Annotated in this window: 22 protein-coding genes; 7 read left to right on the top strand and 15 right to left on the bottom strand. The window is 33.1% G+C overall.

What is annotated here, in order from left to right:
* Positions 1-213: 213 nt before the first annotated feature.
* Positions 214-1326, top strand: a complete 1113-nt coding sequence (locus GQ47_RS11790; protein ID WP_035648706.1) for a lactonase family protein — start codon at positions 214-216, stop codon at positions 1324-1326.
* Positions 1327-1445: 119 nt separating this feature from the next.
* Here the strand turns inward: GQ47_RS11790 and GQ47_RS11785 are convergent, their stop codons facing one another.
* The 8 genes from GQ47_RS11785 to GQ47_RS11750 all read right to left on the bottom strand — a co-directional run bounded on the left by GQ47_RS11785 (position 1446) and on the right by GQ47_RS11750 (position 10787).
* On the bottom strand, positions 1446-2798 hold the full coding sequence (locus tag GQ47_RS11785; protein ID WP_035649385.1) for a DEAD/DEAH box helicase: 1353 nt from the start codon (positions 2796-2798) through the stop codon (positions 1446-1448).
* A 110-nt stretch (positions 2799-2908) separates the two neighbouring features.
* Positions 2909-3277, bottom strand: a complete 369-nt coding sequence (locus GQ47_RS11780) for a response regulator transcription factor (protein ID WP_035649384.1) — start codon at positions 3275-3277, stop codon at positions 2909-2911.
* Between the two features lie 16 nt (positions 3278-3293).
* Entirely contained in the window at positions 3294-5504 is a 2211-nt protein-coding gene (locus GQ47_RS11775) for a DUF4838 domain-containing protein (RefSeq protein ID WP_051951504.1), read from the bottom strand.
* 5 nt (positions 5505-5509) lie between these two features.
* Positions 5510-6769, bottom strand: a complete 1260-nt coding sequence (locus tag GQ47_RS11770) for a YaiO family outer membrane beta-barrel protein (RefSeq protein WP_051951502.1) — start codon at positions 6767-6769, stop codon at positions 5510-5512.
* A gap of 7 nt (positions 6770-6776) precedes the next feature.
* The gene (locus GQ47_RS11765) at positions 6777-8213 is read right to left on the bottom strand and encodes a glycosyltransferase family 2 protein (protein WP_035648703.1); all 1437 of its coding nucleotides are present in this window, start codon (positions 8211-8213) and stop codon (positions 6777-6779) included.
* Positions 8210-9271, bottom strand: a complete 1062-nt coding sequence (locus tag GQ47_RS11760) for a HEAT repeat domain-containing protein (protein ID WP_035648700.1) — start codon at positions 9269-9271, stop codon at positions 8210-8212. Before GQ47_RS11760 ends, GQ47_RS11765 begins: the two co-directional genes overlap by 4 nt.
* A 72-nt stretch (positions 9272-9343) precedes the next feature.
* Positions 9344-10108, bottom strand: coding sequence for a TIGR02757 family protein (locus tag GQ47_RS11755; protein WP_035648697.1), 765 nt, complete (start codon positions 10106-10108; stop codon positions 9344-9346).
* Positions 10101-10787 (bottom strand): ABC transporter ATP-binding protein, encoded by a 687-nt coding sequence (locus GQ47_RS11750; RefSeq protein ID WP_035648695.1) that lies wholly within the window; start codon positions 10785-10787, stop codon positions 10101-10103. Before GQ47_RS11750 ends, GQ47_RS11755 begins: the two co-directional genes overlap by 8 nt.
* Before the next feature lie 112 nt (positions 10788-10899).
* On the opposite strand from GQ47_RS11750, the gene GQ47_RS11745 reads away from it, so the two are divergent.
* Positions 10900-11619 carry a phosphodiester glycosidase family protein gene (locus tag GQ47_RS11745; protein ID WP_035648693.1) on the top strand — a complete coding sequence of 240 codons (720 nt, stop codon included), beginning with the start codon at positions 10900-10902 and terminating at the stop codon, positions 11617-11619.
* Between the two features lie 92 nt (positions 11620-11711).
* Entirely contained in the window at positions 11712-12011 is a 300-nt protein-coding gene (locus GQ47_RS11740; RefSeq protein ID WP_035648691.1) for a hypothetical protein, read from the top strand.
* Here the strand turns inward: GQ47_RS11740 and GQ47_RS11735 are convergent.
* The 6 genes from GQ47_RS11735 to GQ47_RS11710 form a co-directional block, all read right to left on the bottom strand.
* A complete protein-coding gene (locus GQ47_RS11735) occupies positions 12008-12310 on the bottom strand; it encodes a DUF6787 family protein (RefSeq protein ID WP_035648689.1) in 303 nt (100 codons plus the stop codon). The two genes, GQ47_RS11740 and GQ47_RS11735, sit on opposite strands and share 4 nt — an antisense overlap.
* A gap of 32 nt (positions 12311-12342) precedes the next feature.
* Positions 12343-12783, bottom strand: a complete 441-nt coding sequence (locus tag GQ47_RS11730) for a DUF6146 family protein (RefSeq protein WP_035648688.1) — start codon at positions 12781-12783, stop codon at positions 12343-12345.
* Between the two features lie 182 nt (positions 12784-12965).
* Positions 12966-13529: a DUF937 domain-containing protein gene (locus tag GQ47_RS11725; protein WP_035648686.1), complete on the bottom strand. Its 564-nt coding sequence runs from the start codon at positions 13527-13529 to the stop codon at positions 12966-12968.
* A 102-nt stretch (positions 13530-13631) separates the two neighbouring features.
* Positions 13632-14582: a D-2-hydroxyacid dehydrogenase gene (locus tag GQ47_RS11720; RefSeq protein WP_035648683.1), complete on the bottom strand. Its 951-nt coding sequence runs from the start codon at positions 14580-14582 to the stop codon at positions 13632-13634.
* Positions 14583-14721: 139 nt separating this feature from the next.
* Positions 14722-15792, bottom strand: a complete 1071-nt coding sequence (serC, locus tag GQ47_RS11715) for a 3-phosphoserine/phosphohydroxythreonine transaminase (protein WP_035648680.1) — start codon at positions 15790-15792, stop codon at positions 14722-14724.
* Positions 15793-15885: 93 nt separating this feature from the next.
* A complete protein-coding gene (locus tag GQ47_RS11710) occupies positions 15886-16959 on the bottom strand; it encodes an acyl-CoA reductase (protein ID WP_035648676.1) in 1074 nt (357 codons plus the stop codon).
* A gap of 136 nt (positions 16960-17095) precedes the next feature.
* On the opposite strand from GQ47_RS11710, the gene GQ47_RS11705 reads away from it, so the two are divergent.
* Positions 17096-17446 (top strand): 4Fe-4S dicluster domain-containing protein, encoded by a 351-nt coding sequence (locus GQ47_RS11705; RefSeq protein ID WP_035648673.1) that lies wholly within the window; start codon positions 17096-17098, stop codon positions 17444-17446.
* Positions 17447-17607: 161 nt separating this feature from the next.
* Positions 17608-18771, top strand: coding sequence for a peptidase associated/transthyretin-like domain-containing protein (locus GQ47_RS11700; protein WP_035648670.1), 1164 nt, complete (start codon positions 17608-17610; stop codon positions 18769-18771).
* A gap of 103 nt (positions 18772-18874) precedes the next feature.
* Here GQ47_RS11700 and GQ47_RS11695 read toward each other — a convergent pair whose 3' ends face one another.
* A complete protein-coding gene (locus GQ47_RS11695; RefSeq protein WP_035649376.1) occupies positions 18875-21508 on the bottom strand; it encodes a TonB-dependent receptor in 2634 nt (877 codons plus the stop codon).
* Between the two features lie 298 nt (positions 21509-21806).
* Here GQ47_RS11695 and ychF point away from each other — a divergent pair, with 298 nt between their 5' ends.
* Positions 21807-22901 (top strand): redox-regulated ATPase YchF, encoded by a 1095-nt coding sequence (ychF, locus tag GQ47_RS11690; protein WP_035648667.1) that lies wholly within the window; start codon positions 21807-21809, stop codon positions 22899-22901.
* Between the two features lie 227 nt (positions 22902-23128).
* Positions 23129-23806 (top strand): TIGR02117 family protein, encoded by a 678-nt coding sequence (locus GQ47_RS11685; RefSeq protein ID WP_035648666.1) that lies wholly within the window; start codon positions 23129-23131, stop codon positions 23804-23806.
* The last annotated feature ends 156 nt before the right edge of the window (positions 23807-23962 follow it).

Below are 23962 nucleotides of genomic sequence, written 5' to 3'. Positions count from 1 at the left end.
GGTCAAAAATACAAATTAATGTCCAAAGTCGAAAGTCATAAAGTGGAAAGTGAATAATTGATTAAATGAATTCAGCTTATATAACTTATTTGACTAATATATTCTGCGGAAAAACATCAAAAAAATGTAACTTTTGTAATTTCTTTTGTAACAAAGAAGCTATATAAAAAAGATATTAATGCGTATTTTAGCCTATTCAAAAAATAATGGAATATGAAAAAAATATATGTAATCTTATTTTCAGCTTTGGCAGTGATAACTGGAAAAGCTCAAAATAAATTCAACTTATTAGTTGGAACTTATACTAATAAATGCCAAAGCAACGGAATTTATGTTTACGAATTCGATGCTGCATCAGGAGATTTTAAGCTTAAAAATTCTTCTGAAAATGTAATAAGTCCGAGTTATTTATCGGTTTCTGCGAACAATAAATTTGTTTATGCTGTAAATGAAAACGGAACTCAAAGTGCAGTTAGCGCATTTGGCTTTGACTCGGCTTCGGGAAAACTTAAATTTTTAAATACAAACGACGCTTTAGGAGCTGATCCTTGCCATTTAATTAATGACGATAAAAATGTGATTGTTGCGAATTATTCTGGTGGAAACATTGTGGTTTATAAGAAAAATGCTGATGGAAGTATTTCGACTGTGCAGCAATTGATTCAGCATGAAGGAAAAGGCCCAAACGTGGCGCGTCAGGAAAAAGCACATGTACACCAAGTTGTTTTTTCTCCAGATAAAAAGTTTGTTTTGTCGAATGATTTAGGACTTGATAAAGTTTTTATTTACAAATACAATCCAAATTCTAAAAATGAAATACTGACTTTAAAAGGAAGTGTTGATGTAAAACCAGGAAGCGGGCCAAGACATTTGACTTTTAGCAAAGATGGTAAATTTGTGTATTTGGTTCAGGAATTGGACGGAACACTTACATCATTTAGTTACGATAAAACGGGAGTTTTAAAAGTAATCGCTGAAACTAGTATTTTACCACAAGGTTTTAAAGGCGGAACAGGAGCAGCTGCAATCAAGATTTCTCCAGACGGAAACTTTTTATATTTAACAGATCGTGTAGACGCAAACGCTATTTCGGTATATAAAATTCAAAAAAACGGAAGTCTTGAATTAGTGGAACAACAAAGTACACTAGGAAAAGGCCCAAGAGATTTTGCGATTGATCCAACAGGAAATTATCTGTTAGTTGGACATCAATACACAAATGATATTGTTATTTTTAAAAGAGATAAAACGACAGGAAAACTTACTGATACTGGAAAAAGAATTGAATTGTGCTCGCCGGTTGGTCTTGTGTTTACTAAGATTTAAGTTGCTAAGGTTCTAAGGAATTAAGATACTAAGAAAAAAGACTCAAATATTCAAAGAATATTTGAGTCTTTAATTTTTTTTAAAACCTTAGAATCTTAGTCCCTTAGAACCTTAGCACCTTATTTGTTGCTATCTTTTCTCTTTTTATCTCTCGTTTTCAACATATTTCGATTGACAGAACCATGAGTTTTCTTTTTTGTTTTAGAAGGTCCGCCCAAGTTGACTTTTTTATTCTTTTTAGATTTTTCATGAAAAGCACCTTCACCTTCAAGTTTTACTTTTTTCATTAAAAACTTAATTGGCTGTCTGTCTTTTTCAGGTTCAATAAGTTTGGTTGAAACTTCAACTTCTTCAGGAAAATCAGTGACTTCAAGTTCCTGATCCATCAAAAGTTCGGTTTCGATTTTGTATTCTTCTTCTCTTGGAGCGACAAAACTAATTGCAGTTCCGGTTGCGTCTGCACGACCTGTACGACCAATTCTGTGCATGTACAATTCTGGTAATTCTGGAAGTTCAAAATTGATTACGTGTGTGATATTAGAAATATCCAAGCCTCTCGCCATAACGTCGGTGGTGATTAAACCACGAAGATTTCCTTCCTGAAATTCAGCCATTGTACTCAAACGGTAATTTTGAGATTTATTCGAGTGAATTACACCAAATTGTCCTTCAAAAAGCTCATCAATACGATTGAAAAGCATATCTGAAATCTTTTTATTATTTACGAAAACCAAAACACGACTCATGCTTTCATCGGTTTCCAATAAATGCTTAAGCAGATTTACTTTTGTATTGAAATTAGGAACATTGTATGTAATCTGAGTAATTTTTTCAAGAGGTGTTCCCGAAGCTGCAAGCGTAACTTCTTCAGGGAAATCAAAATAATCATTTAAAATATCATCAACTTCATCTGTCATCGTTGCAGAAAACAGGATGTTTTGACGTTTCGTTTTCATCATTGCCAAAAGTGATGTCAATTGTGGTCTGAAACCCAGATTCAGCATTTCATCAAACTCATCAATAACTAATTTCTGCGTTTCGTCAAAACGAACTACAGCGTCTAAAGCCAAATCCATTGTACGCCCAGGAGTTCCAACTAAAATGTCAACGCCTTCATATACGGCTTTCTTTTGTGTATTGATGTTTACACCTCCATAAATTCCTAAAGTTTTAACCGACATATATTTAGTCAATTTTTCAACTTCATCGACAACCTGAACAACTAATTCACGAGTTGGAACAAGTACAACAATTTTTGGAGTATTGGTATTTGTAAATTTATATAATTTTAAAAGAGGCAGTAAATAAGCAAATGTTTTACCAGTTCCGGTTTGTGCAATTCCCATCATATCGCGTCCAGACATGATTACAGAGAAAGATTTTTCCTGAATAGGAGTTGGTGTAACAAAACCTAATTCGTCTACAGCTTTTTGTAATGATTTTGGAAGATTGAATTTTTCGAAAGTGCTCATTTGCATTAAATTTTGTGCAAAGATAGCTATAAATAGCTGAAAAATTGGCATCTTTTAAGAATTACGATCGATTATTGCTTTCGTATTTCTCAAAAACAGACTTTAAAAAGTTATAATAATCGCTTTATTCGCAATAAAAGTTCATTTGGATTAAAAGGTTTTGCAATAAAATCATCAACGCCTAACTCAAAGGCTTCTTCTACTGTATTTTCCTCTTCACCAAGTGATGATAGCGCAATAACACGAATATTTGGAAAGTTTTTTTTGATATGATTGATGATTTCCAATCCAGATTTGAGCGGTATAATAATGGTGGTAATGACCAAATCAGGCAAAATAACTGGAATACGTTCCAGTGCATTCATGCCATCTTTGGCAACACTTATTTTGTAACCTTCTTTTTTTAAAATGAATTTTAGAATTTCAATTGCCATATCATCATTTTCGATGATCATAATTTTTTTTTCGTTGATATTCATTTTGTTTTTTCGGCTTTTATTTTTTGTAAAGTTCAATTTCGTCAATCATTACCATTGGTTTTTTATTTTTTCTGATTCTCCATTCTGGTAATTTGGATTGATTTTCTACTAGTACTTTTATTTTAGCAAAACTACTAAAGCTCAGATCTTTAAATTCCCATGATTTTGTTGTAATTTCATAGTCTTCTGTTAAAATATCATAAATTTTCTCTTGTAGGAGCTTCCATTTCTGATCTTTAAAGCCATAAATTTTTATTTTCTTCGGTGGAAAAATCCAATGCCGCTGATCTTCAAGGAAATTTAATTTTAAGACATCAAAATTTAATTTTTTAGTTTCAATTTCAAAAGAAGGATTCGTGCCATACCAGCCAATCCAGTTGATGTTGAAATCTTTGTAACCTCGATTTCCATCAACGAGTCCGTAGCTTCCTTTACCTTTAAAATCCTCTGAGGGTTCAGTTAAAAAATTGACTTTCAAATCTTCGCCTAAATGCGTTGTCCTATTTTCGCAAATTTTCAGCCATTCCTGATAATATTTATCGGGTGAAAGCCCGTCTTCACTTAATTCGTAAATCCCAAAATCATTGCAGGATTTGCTGAAATTCAAAACTCTTTCAGTCAATTTTTCTTTGACTTCTTTTTCTCCTGTATTATTTACGGAAAACATTCCATGCTGGTTTTTTCCATAAAATTTAGATTGTTCGAAATAAACAAATTCGAGAGCCAGACGAAGTTTTAGAACTCGTGCTTTTAAAGTACTATCATCCGCTACAGCGTCAGATGCCAGCTCAAGCAGTTTGTCGTATTGATCCATTGCATCGGGTCTTAAAAACGTATTTCGGGCTTGAACTGGACCAGAATAAATGTCTAAATAAGAATTGCTTTTATTTTGGTTTTCAGTCAAAAGTTTCAAATAATCACTTACATGTGGTGCAGCTTTTCCGTAAAAACCTCTTAAAAAATCAGCTGTGACGGCTTTGATATCAATGTTTGTGTCCCAAAGCAGTTTTGCTAAAAGATATTGTCTTAATTCTGAAAAGTCGCCAGGAAGATCGGCGTAGCCTTGAACAAACAATCCTTTCACTTTGTTTTTTTCAAAAAGTTTATAATTGTTCTGTAAAGGCTCAAAATTCGGAAAAGGCGACATATAATTAGAAAACTGAACGGTGTAATCCCAGAGGAATAAATGTGGGGAAGTTTTGCTCCAATTTTCTAAAACTTTTATAAATGAAGGTGCGCTTTGTGCCAATATCGCTTTACTGCGGTTTAATTCAATTGGGCATAAAATGGTATAAATATTTGAAGCTATTTTTAAATTTACAGGAGGTTTGAAAGTATGCAGATAGGCGAGCGTCGTAATTTTTGTTTTCGGAAAATGAGCCGCAATTTTATTCAAAAAATAATAAAAAGACCCTTGAGGACCTCCGTATTTCTCGTTTAGTTTTCGGCATTCACTACATTCGCAATATACGATGTCGTCATTTTGGCTTATAGAATAAAACTGTGCGTCTGGTTTTTCGGCAATAATTTTGGCCATTTTTTTCTCGACCAAATTAACAACAGTGTCATTTGTCATGCATAAAGATTCTCCGTTTCTTTTTCCTTCATATAAAGCAAAAAGTTTTGGATTACTTTTAAAATACTCTTTTGGCGGCACAAGAACATTGAAAGAATGTCCCCAAATACCAAAATCATCAATATGCCAGTCAAGTTTATGCCAATCCCGAAAAGTTTCGTCATAGCAATCTGGAAAAAATAATGCGCGATAATCAAAAGAAGGCTGATATCGTTTTGTGAAGTTTTTAGGAAATGAAAATTCGGTTACTTTTGGAACATACGTTTCTGTTGCAGTGAATTTTCTGAATTCCCAAATTTCCAGTAAAGTGTAAACGGCATAACGCAGGTATTTTGGATTTTGAGCAATCAGATAAATGGATTTTGAATCGCTTTTGATTAGAAACTCAGTCGGTTTTAATTTTTCTTGATCAGAAATTTGCAGAATTATTTCAGACGCATCGTCATTTTTGTTTTGCGTAATATTTTCAAATTCTTTTGCAAAAGCCTTATCGATGTGTTTTTTTAGAATTAAAGCGGCATCACGACTTTCGTCAGATTTAGAAATAATGCTGTTTTTGTGCGTTATAATAATTTCAGACTGAGCCATTATATTTAGGTTAAAAAGGGAAAAGAAGAGGAGCAGCAATTTGATGTAAAGCTTCTTTTTCATGATTTTTAAAATTTGTATTGCAGTAAAAAAGCAAAATCAAGTTCTGTTTGAAATTTATTTGCCGCGTATTCCTGTTCATTGTCAGTAATCATAAATCCTGCGATATAATGACTTTTTATTAGCTTAAAAAATCCGGCGCTTAAGCGATACGATTTTAAAGACAATCTACTTTCATAATCTGCTGACCTAGTTTTGTCATCTGGGGAAGTTCCGTAACCAGCAATTAGTGTAATATAATCAAACTTTGTTTTGTAATAATATCTTGAAGTGAATGTTAATGAAGTTCCTTCGCTTTGAATGTAAGACCTTAAATTAACCCAATAAGAACCAAAATATTTTCCGAGGCCGATATTTAATGTTTTTACGTCGCTATCATCATTCATCAAAATGTAACGAACGCCCAAATCAGCTTCCCAGCCTTTGTTGAAATTGTGAAAATAGGAGTAGCCTAATCTCAATTTCGGAAACGCATTATCCTGACTGTAAGCGACATCAATATAGGAATAATTATTCCTTTTTGCAAAAAGGTAGGATTCGGCTTCAAATTGCAATCCGCTTGTCATTACAGAATTTGCCGAAAGTCTTTTGGCATAACTGACTCTTCCAATTAGGCTTCCCCAAGAGCGTTGTCGCAAATAATCCACACTTCCCAAATGCCACGGACCAACTCCATCACGACTGATTGTGGTATAATTATAATACACCCCAACACGATCCATGTTGATTTGCGAATACAATTCATAAAGCAATTGCTGAATTTCAGGATCATTTGGAAATTTTGCCTTGATTGATTTTAGATATTTGGCTTCATTTTCAGTGTCATTCTGCAAAGAATAAAAAGCAATTCGTTTAAGCCGATACACTTTGTCATCAGGATATAATTCGATGGCTTTATTTGCGACGGCAATACCTTCATCATATTTTTTTTCATCAATATTCAGGTTAATCAGATAGATAAAAGCTTCCTGATATTTTGGGTTTTTATCAATTACATAATTGTAATAATATCTTGCGCTGTCTTTTGCATTTGTTAAATCATAATTACGTCCTAAAGCCAGATAAAAATCGAGATAATCCGGAGCTGTTTTTTTTCCTAATAATGCTCTTTGAATATTGAGTTTATAGTCAGGATGTGCATTTTTCATGTTGTTGGTAATTACAGTCAAAAGGCTGTCAGTATCTATTTTCTGTGCTTTAATATTTTGAACAGAAAATAGAATAATCCAAATCATCAGGCTTGTATGTAAAATTCTGTCGTATTTCATAATCACATTATTTTTTATTTGGCTGATCAAAACCTTTTCGAACCATAACGCCCCACTTTTGTTCTTTTTTTCCAAAGAAATACCAATATCCTTTTAAAGCCGCATAAACAGTAACAGGATGATAGACAAACGGTTCAATTGCCGCCATTCCGATTAGTGTAAGAAGCTCTTTGTAATTTGAATACGTCCGATACAGGGTTTCATCAATCAATATCGAAATAATGGTTATTGAAAGATAAAAAAGATAAATCAAAAGGCTTACAATCAGTAAAAACTGAAAATTAATCAATCCTAATATAAAACTGGAAATCAAAGTTATAATGCCAATAAATTCAATAATCGGAACCATGAATTCGAAGGAAAAAAAGAATGGCAAAATTAAAAATGCCGTTTTTCCATATTTTGGATTCAAAAACATTTTTCTATGCAGATAAAGCGTTTGAATGAGTCCGCGCGCCCAACGTATTCTTTGTCTTAAAAAAACGGTTTTTGTACTTGGAACTTCAGTCCAGCAAAGTGATTCCGGAATGTATTTTATTAAAAACTTTTTATTGTTGTCGTGCATGTATCTTCGCATGCGGGTAATTAATTCCATGTCTTCGCCTAAAGATTGATGCCAATATCCTCCGGCATTCACCACAATCTCTTTGTCAAACATTCCGAGTCCGCCAGAAACTAAAAGTAAGCCGTTAATTTGGCTCCAGGCCATTCTTCCAAACAAAAAAGAACGAACATATTCTAATTCCTGAAAACGCGGATACCATTCTTTCGGATAATGTACTTTAAGCAAAAAACCTTCTTTTACATCACATGAATTTGAAATTCTGATTCCCGCGCCACTTGCAATAACACGTGTTGTACTTTCCATAAAAGGTTTTGCAAGTTTCAAAATAGTATCCCGTTTTAAAATGCAATCTACATCGGTACATAAAAAAAGAGGGTATTGCGAGGAATTTATGCCAGCATTTGAGGCATCGGCTTTGCTCTTTCCGTTGATTTTATCTACAACAAGCAATTTAGAATAAACAGGATTTTTGGATCTATAATGCCCTCTTACAGGTTTGGTTGGAATTTTTTCCTGATAATAAAAATCAATTTTTGCTAAATCAAATTCGGAGATTAATTTTTCAAGCGTATCATCTGTACTTCCATCATTTACAATAATAACTTCATATTTTGGATAAGTCAACGAAAGCAGTGATTTTACGTTATAAACAATATTGACTCCTTCATTGAAGGCAGGAGCCACAACAGAAACGCCTAAAATATGATTGGAACGAAGCAAAACTTCCTCCTCAAGATAACGCTGGTATTTGACATGTTTGATGATGGCGAAATAAGATAGTATGGCCAAAAAAACATAAAATAAAATGTAAGCAATAGAAAATATACCCGCAAAAATAGCATAGCAATGAATCAGCAGATATAAAAAATCTATTATCATAATTCTATTTTTCTAATATGATTAATCATTTTTTGCGTGTCAGCATCCTGACTTCCTAATTGATCTACACCAGCAGGGTCTAACGTATTGTAACAAAAAACCATTTTCAACTTTAAATCTTTTATTTCCTGTTTTGGAATTTCATTCTTTAAAAAAGAAATTGTTTTTTCTGATCCAATTACAGCTAATGTTTCTAGTATTTCTAATTGAACATCAATAGTTTCCTTATCAAATAAAGAAAGAAGCTCTTCTTCGGCTTCATTTAAATAAAGATCACGAATGGCGATTATAACGTCGATTCTTAATGCTTTGTGTTTGTGGTGAAGGAGTTTTATAATCTCAGTCGATTTATTTCTGTAATTGTAAAATACCATCGTCATGACAGCGAGTTTTAAAATGGCTTTTTTTTCTGAATGTATCCAAAGATCAATGTCTTTCGGAATTGGGATATTTTCAGAATGCAGCACATCCATTACTTTTATGGTTGTGATGCGCGATACTTTTACCGGAATTTTATCCAAAGCCAGCCAGTTGCCTTTTGAAAGTGCTAAAAAGGCGATATTGGCATTAGAAAGAATAATTTGGTTGGGATGCAACAAATATTTTTTAATCATATGAATTCCGGGTCTATACCCTATAGCCTGAAAATGATAAAACCCAAGGCATTTTTTATATTTTCTGAAGTCCCGAATTAAGCTGGCAGAATAATGGTTTAATTCAAGTTGTTTGTAAATGGAAAGAATATTTTTTGCTGTTTTTCCTTTTAAATTGCTTTTCATGAGGATCATATTACTGATCAGCATGTCTTTGCACCAGTTTTTATGTATCGGAATTTCAGATTTAAATTTTGAAATTTTGTATTTTAAAGTATTTTTATCTGGGTTCGAAAGCGTAATTTCAGTTAAAAAAATTTCTGATTTTCGAATAATTTGAGATCGATAAGGCAGTGTGTATTGATAGCGTATTCTTTTAAAAAGCAGAATTACGATTAGCGATAAAGTTATGATTAAGAAAAATGGAATGACAAAATGTTTGATATAACCTATAAGTTGCTCCATACCAATAGCTTTATACTGTAATATTACGAAAAAAAACAGAAAAAAGCTAGGGAAAAAGAACTCGGTTTCGGATTAAAATCCTTCAAAAACGCCTAAACCGAAAAGCGCAAAATCATATTTTACAGGATCTTGTTTGTCCATTTCTCTAAGTTTTGAATCTAGTTCGGACAAAGCTTTTCCGTCGTTTTGCTTTCGCGAAAGCAATCCTAATTTTCGGGCAACATTTCCAGAATGGACATCTAAAGGGCAAGATAAAATAGAAGGAGAAATAGTTTTCCAAATACCAAGATCGACGCCTTTAGCATCTTGACGCACCATCCATCTCAGGTACATGTTGATTCTTTTTGCAGCGGAATTGTTTAAAGGATCTGAAATATGTTTTTGAGTTCGAGGCAAATGATCGATTTCGAAAAACAATTTTTTGAATTCATGAATGCTTTTCTGTAAGCTGTTTTCTTCCTGATTTTTGGCAAAAACAGCTTCGAGGCCATTATGGTTTTTGTAAATGTGTTGAAGCCCCTTTATGAAACCACCCAAATCTTTTCCGTTAAAAGTACGATGTACAAAATTTTCCAAGCGAGCCAAATCCTCATCAGAATGTGACATGACAAAATCATAAGGCGTGTTGCCCATTAATTCCATCATTTGATGCGAGTTTTTAATGATCATTTTGCGATTTCCCCATGCGATTGTTGCACTCAGAAAACCGGCAATTTCAATATCTTCTTTTTGAGAAAACAAATGTGGAATCTGAACAGGATCACTTTCAATAAAATCCTGATTGTTATATTGAATGACTTTTTCGTCAAGAAAATCTTTGAGTTCTGTTTTATTCATTTTCAACCATTCCTGTGTTGCTGATCTGACCATCAACCATTACCAATTTTCTATCGGCCATATTTGCCAATTCTTCGTTGTGGGTTACAATTACAAAAGTTTGTCCAAATTCATCACGAAGCTGAAAAAATAATTGATGCAGATTTTCGGCTGAATGTGTATCTAAATTCCCCGAAGGTTCATCGGCAAAAATCACATCAGGTTTATTGATCAAAGCCCTAGCAACGGCTACACGTTGTTGTTCTCCGCCTGAAAGTTCATTTGGTTTATGATTGATACGATGAGATAATCCTAGAAATGTTAGTAGTTTTTTAGCTTCAGCTTCAGTTTCCGATGGTTTTTTGCCAGCGATGTACGCAGGAATACAAACATTTTCTAAAGCCGTAAACTCAGGTAAAAGCTGATGAAACTGAAAAATAAAACCTAAATTCAAATTTCTAAAACTAGATAAAGCTTTATCATTTAGTTTCAGAATATTTTCTCCATTTATAGTTAATGAAGTATCTGTATTGCCGTTTGAAGGTTTGTCTAATGTTCCTAGAATGTGCAATAAAGTAGTTTTTCCGGCACCAGAAGCGCCTACAATCGAAACAATTTCTCCTTTTTTAATATGCAAATCAACTCCTTTTAAAACTTCAAGCTGATCGTAGAATTTATGTATATTTTTTGCGTGTATCATTTTTTGAAACTGTTTCTACAAAGAAACGAAGAATCTATCGATATAAAAATGGGTTGTAACAGAATTTTATGATGTAATTTAGGTTTATCTTTAACGAAATAATATTTTAAAAATGAAATTAAAAATATTCTTATTTGTATTGATAGCCGGAATTTCGTTGATTTTTGCGAATGCTGATAAATATTCTAATGATAAATTTTTAACGTATAAAGTGGATGTTAAAAAACAAAACTTGAAATTATTTTGGAAAGATGAAAATGGGAAACGTTTTGGAAGCATTGAAAATTTGAAGCGTTGGACAGCAAAAAAGAATCTTGAATTAGATTTTGTTATGAATGCAGGAATGTATAAAACTGATAATTCTCCTCAGGGACTTTATATTGAAAACAAAAGAGAAATTATTCCTTTGGATACCACAAAAGCAGCAGGAAATTTTTATTTAAAGCCAAACGGAGTGTTTTATATTACAACTAAGAAAACGGCAAAAATTTGTACGACAGAAACTTTCTTTAATAATGGTGAAATCAGTTTTGCGACGCAATCTGGACCAATGTTACTTATTGATGGAAAAATTCATCCTGATTTTAAGGAAGGGTCAAAAAATGTAAATATTAGAAATGGAGTTGGAATTCTTCCTGATGGAAAAGTGGTTTTTGTATTGTCGAAAAGCGAAGTGAATTTCTATGATTTTGCTATTTATTTTAAAAGTTTAGGATGTAAAAATGCGCTTTATCTTGACGGATTTGTATCACGTGCTTATCTTCCATCGCAAGATTGGAATCAAACGGATGGAGATTTTGGAGCATTATTTGCTGTGGTGAGAAATAAATAAGAAAGTGGTAATTTTAAAAGTTAATTCCGAAAAAGAAATAATTCGATTTAATCAATTATTTTTAATTTAGATGAACTAAAAACAAATGTAACATGCAGGACTTGAAAGTAATAGATGAAGATGATAAAAGCAGAAAACTTATAATCGGCTTGATTTTGGATGGAATTGGTATGGCGACTTCGGCAATTACAATTTTCGGAGATTTTGCTGATGTGATCTGGGCACCGATTGCAGCTTTTATAATGACGAGAATGTATAAAGGAAGAGTAGGGAAAGTGGCCAGCGTTTTGACTTTTATTGAAGAAATTCTTCCCTTTACAGATGTTATTCCGTCGTTTACAATTACTTGGATTTATACCTATTATTTTCAGAAAAGAAACAAAGAAGATTAGTCTTTAAATAGAAAGCCTAATCCCATGTTTTTAAGCATTTTCTTTTCGAAACTCCAAAAGAACTTGAATTGCCCAAAGATTGTTCCAATGGCAACCAGCAAAACTTGATAAATAGGGAAAATAATAAGTAGGCGAATTAAAGTAAACCAACCTCCAAAATCTTCTTTTGTAATTCCGAGCCAAACACAGAAAGGTTTAGACAGCCACGCAGATGCCGATCCGGTGATGGCAAAAACGATAAGAATGATAATGGCTTGAAAATTTGAGGTTATTCCCCAACGTTGCTTTAATTTATTCATTGCTATTTGTAATGATTACAAATATAATAACATTATCTAGATGGAACGTACCCCAAAAGCTTTTGTTTATAAGTATTTTGAAAATAAATCATGTAGTTGTAAATAAGGTAATTCACTTCATAGCCATAATGAATCTCAGGACGATAATCAATCAGCATTTCATATAAGTTTGGATTGTAAAGCTGAGGCTGGCGTACGCGATTATTCCATTCGGTTACATACAGAAAGTTTTTGTTTTCAAGGTAACTAAGGGAATAATAAAAACGAGGTTGTGCGACTGATGCCAACCAGGTCGAAAAGCCATTATCGATAATAATAACTTCATATTCAAGAGAATCATTTGCAATTCGGACAGTATCATTTACACCAGAATTTAGCTTAGGAGAATTTGCAGCAACCGCGTTATTTTTTGAACCTGTCGAACACGCTATTACTGTAAATAAAACAATCAATATGTAAATGAATTTCTTCATGATTTTTGTTTTAAACAATTAAAGTTACGAATTTTTTTTGAGGTTCTGAGATTCTAAGGTTCTAAGATGCTAAGTTATTCTCGGCTATAAAAAAAAGCTGTTTATTTTAATAAACAGCTTTTTGAATATTTTACAAAGAGACTAAAACCTTAGAATCTTAGAACCTTAGTAACTTAGAACCTTTACTTGCTTCCAAACAATTTGCCAATAAAACCGGCAATACCGCCTTTGCTTTTAGTAACAACAAGAACATCTGCTACATCAACTTTTCCATCGCTGTTTTGGTCAAGGCCAAATTGCATTCCATATTTAGAAATTGTATCCATTATTCCTGAAGCTTGTCCACTGTTGCCAGAAATCGAATTTATAATATCAGAAATTTGAAAACTACTGTCATTAGGGTCTTTTGCTTTATTCACTAAAGAACCTAAAATCTGCGGAATCAAATTGGATGCAACTCCATTTGAATCGGCACTGCTTAAGCCAAATTTTTCGCCAAGGTTTCCGCTTAATTGTTGTTGAATTTGTTGTACGACTGGATTTGAGCTGTCAATTGGTGAGTTTCCATTAAATAATCCCGCAATTTGATCGGTTCCACCTTCAGAAACAATCTTTTTTAATCCTTCAAAAATAGAATTGCTGGTTTCGCCAATTACAGCTTCATTATGCTCATTTGGGACAGCGGCATTATTTACAACAGCATCGCCTCCGTATTGTTGTACTAATTGGGTTAATTGTTCAAACATAACATTAAGGATTTAGATTAGAACTCAAATTTAAACAAAAAAAGAAAGGGATTTATTAAACGATGTTAATAAATCCCTTGCAAATAATTTAATTATAGTTGATTAGCTTAACAAAGTAATAATTTGTGATGCTAATTCAGTACCAATTCTGTCTTGTGCTTCTCCAGTTGCAGCTCCAATATGTGGAGTCAATGAAATTTTAGAGTGCATTAAGATTGCCATTTCTGGTTTTGGTTCACTTTCAAAAACGTCTAAACCAGCAAAAGCAACTTTTCCTGAATCTAAAGCTTTTACTAAAGCTACTTCATCAATAACACCACCACGAGCACAGTTTACAATTCCAACGCCGTCTTTCATGATAGCAAGTTCTTTTTCTCCAATGATGTAACCATCCTGAGCAGGAACGTGCAATGTAATGAAATCAGCTTCTTTGAATAAAGACTCTAAAGATTGAGAAACGATTTTAGTTGTGATAGATTGTCCGTCAAAAAACTCAACTTTTACATCTACTTCAGGAATAAAACTATCTGCAGCGATAACTTTCATTCCTAAACCAAGAGCCATTTTTGCAGTAGCTTGTCCGATACGACCAATACCAACAATACCTAAAGTTTTTCCTCTTAATTCAGTTCCGTTAGCGTACGCTTTTTTCAAACCGTCAAAGTTAGAATCTCCTTCTAATGGCATATTTCTGTTTGAATCATGTAAAAAACGAACACCAGAGAATAAGTGACCAAATACTAATTCAGCAACAGATTCTGAAGATGAAGCTGGAGTATTGATTACATGAATTCCTTTGCTTTTAGCATAATCCACATCGATGTTATCCATTCCAACTCCACCACGTCCGATGATTTTGATACCAGGACAAGCGTCGATAATATCTTTACGAACTTTAGTTGCACTACGAACTAAAATTACGTCAACATTATTTTCATTAATATAGTTAGCTACTTGTTCTTGAGCTACTTTTGTAGTTATAACTTCAAATCCGCCTTTTTCTAAGGCTAGAATTCCGCTTTTAGAAATTCCGTCATTTGCTAATACTTTCATTGTGTGTTTATTGTTTATTTGGTAAATCGTTTAATGTTTAATCGATAAACCAGCTATTTGATTTTTCTTTTTTGATATTTTTCTAAAGGGAACATTACGATTAAACAGTTAAACAAATTAACGATTAACCGAAAAAAGATTAAACTTTAGATTCTAATGCTTTCATTACATCAACCAAAACCTGAACGCTTTCAATTGGCATAGCGTTGTAGATAGAAGCTCTGTAACCACCAACAGAACGGTGTCCTGGCAATCCTGAAATTCCTGCAGCTTTCCATAAAGCGTCAAAAGTTTCAGTATGTTCTGGATTGTTCAATAAGAAAGTTACGTTCATTTTAGAACGGTCTTCAACATTTGCAGCTCCTTTGAATAATGGGTTTCTGTCGATTTCAGCATAAAGCAAATCTGCTTTTGCGTTGTTTAATTTTTCAACAGCAGCGATTCCGCCTTTTTCTTTAATCCATTGTAATGTTAATAAAGAAACGTAAACTGAAAATACAGGAGGAGTATTGTACATACTTTCTGCTTTGATATGTTTAGCGTAATCTAACATACTCGGAATTGTTCTTCCGTTTTTCTCTAAAATTTCTTCTTTGATTACAACTAAAGTCGTTCCTGCAGGTCCCATATTTTTTTGAGCTCCGGCATAAATCAAATCGAATTTAGAGAAATCCAACTGACGTGAAAAAATATCTGAACTCATATCGCAAACTACCGGAATAGAAGTTGAAGGGAATTCGTGCATTTGAGTTCCAAAAATAGTATTGTTACTAGTACAGTGAAAATAATCAGCATCACCAGGAATTTCGTAACCTTTTGGAATATGAGTATAATTGTCTTCTTTTGAAGATCCTACAATAACAGTTTCTCCAAAAAGCTTAGCTTCTTTAATAGCAGCAGTTGCCCACGTACCTGAATCTAAATAAGCAGCTTTTCCGCCTTCTTTCATCAAGTTATAAGGAGCCATTAAGAATGCAGTACTTGCACCGCCTTGTAAAAATAAAGCTTGGTATCCTTTTCCTTGCAGTCCTAATAATTCTAAAGCAAGGGAACGAGCTTCATCCATAACAGCAACGAAATCTTTACTTCGGTGCGAAATTTCAAGGATAGATAATCCTGAATCATTAAAATTTAAAATTGCTTTTGATGCCTTCTCAAAAACTTCCTGAGGTAAAATACTTGGTCCTGCGCTGTAGTTGTGTTTTTTCATGGTTGTTGTTAATAGTCGAAAATTTTAAAGACGCAAATTTCGGCAATAGGAGACGAAAAAGCGATAAATTATTCGAAATAATTAAACATATTTTTACTTTGTTGTTAACAAAAACGTTATAGTATCAACGTTATCTGCGTAATCCCACAATTGCGGTTTTTGAGTTTCCCCAAATGTTATGCTATTTTCGATTAAATCGTTGCTAACGATACACTGAATTTGTTCAGAATCAGTTTCAAGACGCGACTGTAAATCTTCAATATTTTCATAAAATTCATAAAAAACACTCGAAATAGGAGAGGCATAACTCGAATCTTCTTTAATAGTCAAAAATCCGTTATCTAATAATTTGAAATTACTCATTAAAAATACCGCTTTATTATAATCGTAATTATTAGCGTATTTTTCATAATGAATGACATCCTGATATTTGAAAATTGCTTCAAAAAAGCCATCAAACGAATATCCTTTTGGAACAAAAAGTTTGGAGACATTTCGGCATCCTAATCCGAAATATCTGAAAATGTCTTCACCTAAATCTTCTAATTCTTCTTTAGATTCTTTTCCGTTCAAAACAGCAACAGAATTTCTGTTTTTTCTGACAATAGAAGGTTTATCTTTAAAGTAATATTCAAAATAACGAGCCGTATTATTGCTTCCGGTTGCGATTACAGCATCAAAATTTTCCAGTTTTCCTTCTACGAAAGTGATTTTATCTTTTAAATTTTCATCAACAGCAATTAGATATTTCGCTAAAAAAGGAAGCAAATGCTGATCATTTGAAGAAGTTTTGACCAAAGCTTTATTTCCAGTAATTAAAACAGATAAAAAATCATGAAATCCAACTAATGGAATATTTCCAGCCAAAATCAAAGCGACTGTTTTCTCTTTCCCTTCATTCTGAGCAAATTCAGATTTGTATTGCGAAAGCCATTTGTCAATGTTTTCTGCAGTCAAAGCTTCCGCCCAGGAATTTAGAGCAAAATAAACCTGTTCTGGTGTGTACCAGCCATTATGAGATTGTGATAAATGAATCAGATTTTCAAAATCATCAAAAAAAATGTCGTTATATAAAACGTCAGATTTTTTCACAGATTCCTTTTCAGAGAACTGTCCTAAAAATTTTCCTAATTCAACAAAAACACTTTTTTTTGTTTCTAATGTCATAATGTTTGTTTATGAATTGTTTTGATTGTAATTTTGCACAAAAATAAGCTATATTAAGTTATAAGGCAAAGCCGATTAAAATGTTTGGCATTTTTAACCTAAAACCTATAACTTTTAACACGTAATCAAGAAAAAGATGGCAATTATTATAACTGACGAATGCATTAATTGTGGGGCTTGCGAACCAGAATGCCCAAATACAGCAATATATGAAGGAGCAGATGATTGGAGATATAAAGACGGAACAAGCCTTAAAGGAAAAGTAGTTTTACCTGACGGAACTGAGGTTGACGCTGAAGATGCACAAACTCCAATTTCTGATGAAATCTATTATATCGTTCCTGGAAAATGTACAGAGTGTAAAGGTTTTCATGATGAACCTCAATGTGCTGCTGTTTGTCCTGTTGATTGCTGTGTACCAGATGATAACCACGTAGAAGATGAAGAAACTTTGTTGAATAGACAAGCGTTTTTACATGGCGAATAATATTCAGAATATTTAAATTTAGATATTTTGAAAATCCTGAGTATTGTACTCAGGATTTTTTTTTATCTTATTTTTCGCATATTTTTAATTTTTATTGCATAAAATACTGTAACTTAATGATTTATTTTGTTAATTTGATGATAATATTCTAAAAACAGCCTATGAGGAGACTGGTACTTTTATTTATTGTATTATTTAATTATACCGCCTTTGCACAAAATGCAGAGTATTCAATTGTTGTTAAAGATATTGAGACGCAATTGCCTATCGAAAATGCTACCGTTTTTATCATGAAAACAAAGCAGACATTACTAAGCAATGCCGACGGGAAGGTAACTTTTATGCTAAACGGATCTTCAAGTCTTGAAGTCACTCAAACCGATTATGAAAAAATAACACTTCGATGGGGACCTTTGAAGCCAGATATGTTTGTGGTTTATCTTAAAAGTAACAATACTAAATTAGACGAAATTGTAGTCTCTAAAGAAAATCCGCAAAAAATCCTCCAAAAAATTGTTGTCAATTCAAGGCAAAAACTAGCTTCGTCTTACAGATTAAAAGTATTTGTAAGAGAGTTTTTTATGCTTAACAATAAATATTCGTATTATAATGACGGATTAGTAAATTTTCAATTTACGGCAAATCAGAAAAAATCAACTACAACATTATTAGTAGAGCAAAACCGTTCTTACGGACTTCTTGATACTGATGTCAGCGAAGATTTAAAAGGTTATAATCTGAATGATATAATGGAAAATTATTGTAATTTGAAATATTTTGATCCTCTTTTAGATTCTAAAACCAGAAAAGAATATGATTTTATTACGCGGGGTCATCCAAATAATAAAAATTATTACATAATGGCAATCACGCCTCGGGATAAATCAAAAAAAGCATTAGATACTTTTGAAGTTATTTATGATCCTGCAAAAAAACTAATTGTTGAATTTAGTATTATAATTACGCCGCAAAACTTGCTTCAGGTTGAAGAACAAACAAAAGTGGGTTCAAAAAATGTGACCAGATCAATTGTTAAAGTTAATTATAGAATCGACGGGGAGAATTATTATTTGTTGAGTTCAAATGAGGAAATTGCTTATGATCTTATTTTAAAAGATCACATTAAAAATATTCAGGTTCGTAATAATTTTGTCACCACCTATTTTAACAGACAAAATTTCACTTATAAGGAAAGCGATGTTTTCAAAGAAAAATCACTTTTCAATAAAAAGAATAAAGTTATGACCAATTATTGGGAAATATCTGGATTTACTCCTACTGATGAAGAAAAAGCTATAGTGGATTCATTAGAATTTAAACTTTAATTTTAGCTTTAAGCATAAAAAAATCCTGAACATCTGTTCAGGATTTTTTGTTATATACAATTCAAAATATTGTCAGGCTGAACAAAGTCGAATCCCTTTTCTATTAGAAATTAAATCCAAGTCTTGCGTAGTAATAAGCTCCGCTGAAACCCATTTGAACTGCATCCCAGTAACCTCCGGCTTCTGTATTGCCTTGTTCGTCTTGTTTGGTTGGATAAACATTAAATAAGTTATTGCTTCCGATACTTACTTTTAAGTTTTTAGAAATTCTATAGCCTAAAGTCAAATCGGTTACTAATCTTGGGTTGTAAACGTCTTCTTCATCAGCATAATCAACTAAAACTACTTTGCTGAAACGCGTAAATGCTAAACCTCCGTCAAATTTATTTTTAGCGTAAGTAAGATTTAAACCAAATTTGCTATCTGGAGCAGAAGCCAATAAAAAGGCTTTTTCACGATTTCCAAAGAAAGTATCAGCATCAAGAGAACCATTTTTTACATTATCAATTTTCATATCGTTAATATTTCCAACTAATGTTGCTCCAATATTTCCGAAATCATATGTTTTTTTCCAAGAAAAAACCAAATCTAAACCGTGTGTACTTGTATCTACACCATTAGCAAAAAACTGCGCTTCAGAAACGCCAAGATTCAGCGAACTTGCATCAAAATATCCGGTAAGAACAATACGGTCTTTTACTTTAATATAATATCCATCAACAGTTGCTGTGAAATCGCCGTAAGTTGCCGTAAAACCTAAAGAAGCATTAACTGCTTTTTCTTCGTTTAATTTTTCAATTCCGAAAGCTTTTGTAACCGGACTGTCATTTGGTGCTAAAAGAACTTCCGTAGCACCGCTCGCATTAAAGTTGGTAAAACGTAAGTTATAATAAATTTGAGCCAATGAAGGCGCACGGAAACCTGTACTTACAGAACCTCTTAAGTTGATATGATCATTTATTTTAAGTCTAGATGCTAATTTTCCGTTTACGGTACTTCCAAAATCACTGTAATTTTCAAAACGAACTGCACCACTTACCATAAAAGCTTTGGTCACATCTAATTCGGCATCAGTATATAAAGAGAAGTTGGTACGACTTTCATTTACCTCATTTGCAGGGCTGTAACCAGGGAAACCTTGTGAACTTCCAGGTCTCGGATTTCCAGAAATTGGGTCAATTGGTGCACTTTGAGTTGTTGGATCAGTAATTGGAACTCCGTTTGTATCATAAGTAGTATAAGAACCTTCTTCGCCGGCAAAAATTTCAAATTTCTCTACTCTGAATTCTGTTCCAAAAGCAATATTAAAACCATCCATGATATCATCATAGTTTTTAGAAATATCAAAATTGGTTGTATTTTGAAGCAAACTATGTCCGCCGGCATCAAATTCTGTTGGAGATTTTGCTTCAAGTGAAGCGTTTAAAGTTCCTTTAATGTCGTATTCGAATTTATTTTTTCCAAAAGTATTACTTAAGTCAAATTTCCATCCGCCTCCAGTTGTTGTTCTAATTCCTGCAGCCAATGAATTATCGGTGATATGAGAAGTAATTCTTGGAGTGTAACCACCCGGATAAATTTCTTCTACAACTCTTTCTCCGTCATTTCTTGTAAAAGCATATGCGTCAGTATCTCTAAAATTAGTACCGCCAAAAGCGTAAAGTTCAGTTTTGTCAGACAATGGAAGAGAAAAATTTCCAAAGAAATTTAAGCCTCTAATTTGTGCATCACCAAAACCTTTTCTGAAATCGTACGCAGGTCGTAATGTTTTGTCTTTATTAATAAATTCTCCGGTAAAATTGGCATAACCGCCTTTGCTTCCTACCGAAATTCCATAATTTGCTGCAATTTTTAACGATTCTCCGTCAAAAGATTTGTCTTTTCCATACGAGTTTCCAAAACCTTTTCGATCCAGTCTGAAACCATCAGTATTTGGTGTTCCAGGCAGAAAATCTCCTTTTGCATTCGTATTAAAAAAGCCATAAGTAACAGAACCTGTTAATTCTTTTACGTTATCATTCGTAATAATATTAATAACCCCAGCAATAGCATCAGAACCGTATTGTGCGGCTGCACCATCTCTCAAAATCTCAATTCGTTTGATTGAAGAAGCTGGAATTGCATTTAAATCGGTTCCGGTATTACCACGACCACGAGTTCCAAATAAATTGATAAGAGAAGATTGGTGTCTTCTTTTTCCATTAATCAAAACTAAAGTCTGGTCAGGTCCCATACCTCTTAAAGAAGCCGGGTCAACGTGGTCTGCTCCGTCAGAACCTGATTGTTTGTTGGCATTGAAAGATGGAGCAACATATTGCAATAGTTGATTAATTTCGATTTTACCACTTTGAGTTGTAACATCTTTTACATTGATTACATCAATAGGTACAGCCGAATTCACAACGGTTCTTTTAGTGCTTCTGGAACCTACAACTACAACATCGCTTAAAACTTGCCCGCCGCTTTCGTCTAGTGTAACGTCAATTTTTCCACTTAAAGACGGTCTTTCAACAGTTGCATAACCTACATAAGTAAAAACCAAGGTTGCGCCTTCTTTTACTTTAATGATATAGCCACCTTCAAAATCAGTTGAAACGCCATTAGTGGTTCCTTTTTCTACAACGTTTACACCTGGTAGTGGTGCACCCGATTTATCTTTCACAGCACCTGAGACTTCTTTTTGTGCAAAAAGAAACGCTGTATTTAGTAGAAATAATAATAAAACAATTTTTTTCATCGTAGTTTGGTTTTTTGGTTTGTTTTTCATTGGTTTAGTTTATAAAAGTAGTATTTTTTAACAAAAATTTAATTAAATGTTTAAAAATTTTTAAGATTAGCCTTAAAATTATATTATTGAACATTTTTACTTCGTGCAAGAGCTATTAAATCTTATATTTGCAAAATTTTAAAGCCGAAAAATATCATTTTGGCAGAAATCAATAAAAGAACATTTAAATTACAAAACATTAAAACACAATATTTAATGTTTTAGGCCGAAGCATAAAAGGTCGAATAAATAATATAGAAACAAACAGATGAAAGCAGGAATTGTAGGATTACCAAATGTTGGAAAATCAACATTATTTAATTGTTTATCTAATGCAAAAGCGCAAAGTGCGAACTTTCCGTTTTGTACAATCGAACCTAATATTGGTGTTGTAAACGTTCCAGATCCAAGAATCAACAAATTAGAAGAGTTGGTAAAACCAGAGCGTGTACAAATGGCAACCGTTGATATCGTTGATATCGCTGGTTTGGTAAAAGGTGCAAGTAAAGGTGAAGGTCTTGGGAATCAGTTTTTAGGAAACATTAGAGAGTGTAATGCTATTATTCACGTTTTGCGTTGTTTTGACAATGATAATATTGTTCACGTTGACGGGAACGTAAATCCAATTCGTGACAAGGAAACGATCGATATCGAATTGCAGTTAAAAGATTTAGAAACAATCGAAAAACGTTTGGAAAAAGTAAAACGTGCTGCAAAAACAGGAAATAAAGAAGCTCAAACAGAAGAAGCTTTATTGAACAGAATTAGAGAAGCTTTGTTGCAGGCAAAATCAGCAAGAACAATTATTCCTCAAAGTAATGATGAAGAAGTTTTGATGGAAGGTTTCCAATTGATTACTGCAAAACCAGTTTTATACGTTTGTAATGTTGACGAAGGTTCAGCGGTAAACGGAAACAAATATGTAGATCAAGTTCGTGAATTGGTAAAAGATGAAGATGCTGAAGTAATTATTCTTTCAGTAGGAGCAGAGGCTGATATTACAGAATTAGAAAGCTATGAAGAGCGTCAGGTTTTCCTAGAAGATATGGGGTTAACTGAGCCGGGAGCATCAGTTTTGATTCGTGCAGCTTACAAATTATTGAAACAACAAACTTACTTTACTGCAGGTGTAAAAGAAGTTCGTGCCTGGACAATCAATATTGGAGCTACAGCGCCTCAAGCGGCTGGAGTTATCCACACTGATTTCGAAAAAGGTTTCATTCGTGCAGAAGTAATTTCATACGATGATTACGTTCAATACGGTTCTGAAGCAAAAGCAAAAGAAGCTGGTAAATTCAAAGTAGAAGGAAAAGAATATATTGTAAAAGATGGTGATGTAATGCATTTCCGTTTTAACGTTTAATCTTTTTTTTAGAAGAAAAAGTAAAGAACAAAGAATAAAGACTAAAACTGCTGGAGAGATTCAGCAGTTTTTTTATGTCTAAAATGAGAATAAAATCCGTTTAAATCCGCGCTTTCGCGAAAGCGAATCCGTAAAATCCGCGTGCAATTTCAGGAAGTAAAATTTTTGGCTTAAAAATTGGTTACAGAAAAATTAACCAATTACTAATCTAAAATCAATCAATCAAAATGCTAAAAAAATCTTTCAAACTTCTAGGCTGGACACTCTTCGGATTTTTCACTTTCCTTGCTTTGTACATTTCATCTGTGTTGATTATTTCCAAAATCACAGTGAATTCAGATATCGCTCAAGTTGATGAACAAGAAGCGATTCCAATTTATATTCTTTCAAATGGAGTTCATACTGATATTGTAGTTCCCATTAAAAATGAAATTAAAGATTGGCGTAACGAAATTCAATTCAGCCAAACTCAATCTAAAGATTCTTTAATGAATTATATTGCTTTTGGTTGGGGCGACAAAGGCTTTTATCTGGAAACTCCAGAATGGTCAGATTTAAAAGCAAGTACGGCATTCAAAGCGGCTTTTGGAGTGAGCTCATCAGCTATGCATACCACATTTTTTAAACAATTGAGAGAAGGAGACGACTGCAAACGCATTTTAGTTTCAAAAGAAAATTATCAAAATTTAGTCAATTACATTTCTAACAGTTTCACAGATCCAATTCATCCACAATGGATTGAAGGTCATAGCTACGGAAAAAAAGATGCTTTTTATGAAGCAAAAGGAAGTTACAGTCTTTTTAATACTTGCAATACTTGGGCAAATAGTGCTTTAAAAGCCGCTAATCAAAAGGCGAGTTTGTGGACGGTTTATGATAAAGGGATTTTTTGTCATTATAAATAAATTTATAGTGTAGTCCCTACGGGACAATTATTACAAACAGATTTTTCGGGTTACCAATATTTAATCTCTACGAGATTATTCCGCTAGGAATTCAATATTGGTAGCTTTAAAATTATGTGCTACCTCGAAAGATTATTCCGTTAGGAATTTCATATT

It is taken from the genome of Flavobacterium sp. ASV13, assembly GCF_000745775.1.
Lineage (GTDB): Bacteria > Bacteroidota > Bacteroidia > Flavobacteriales > Flavobacteriaceae > Flavobacterium.
This window is presented reverse-complemented; position numbering and strand designations above follow the sequence as displayed.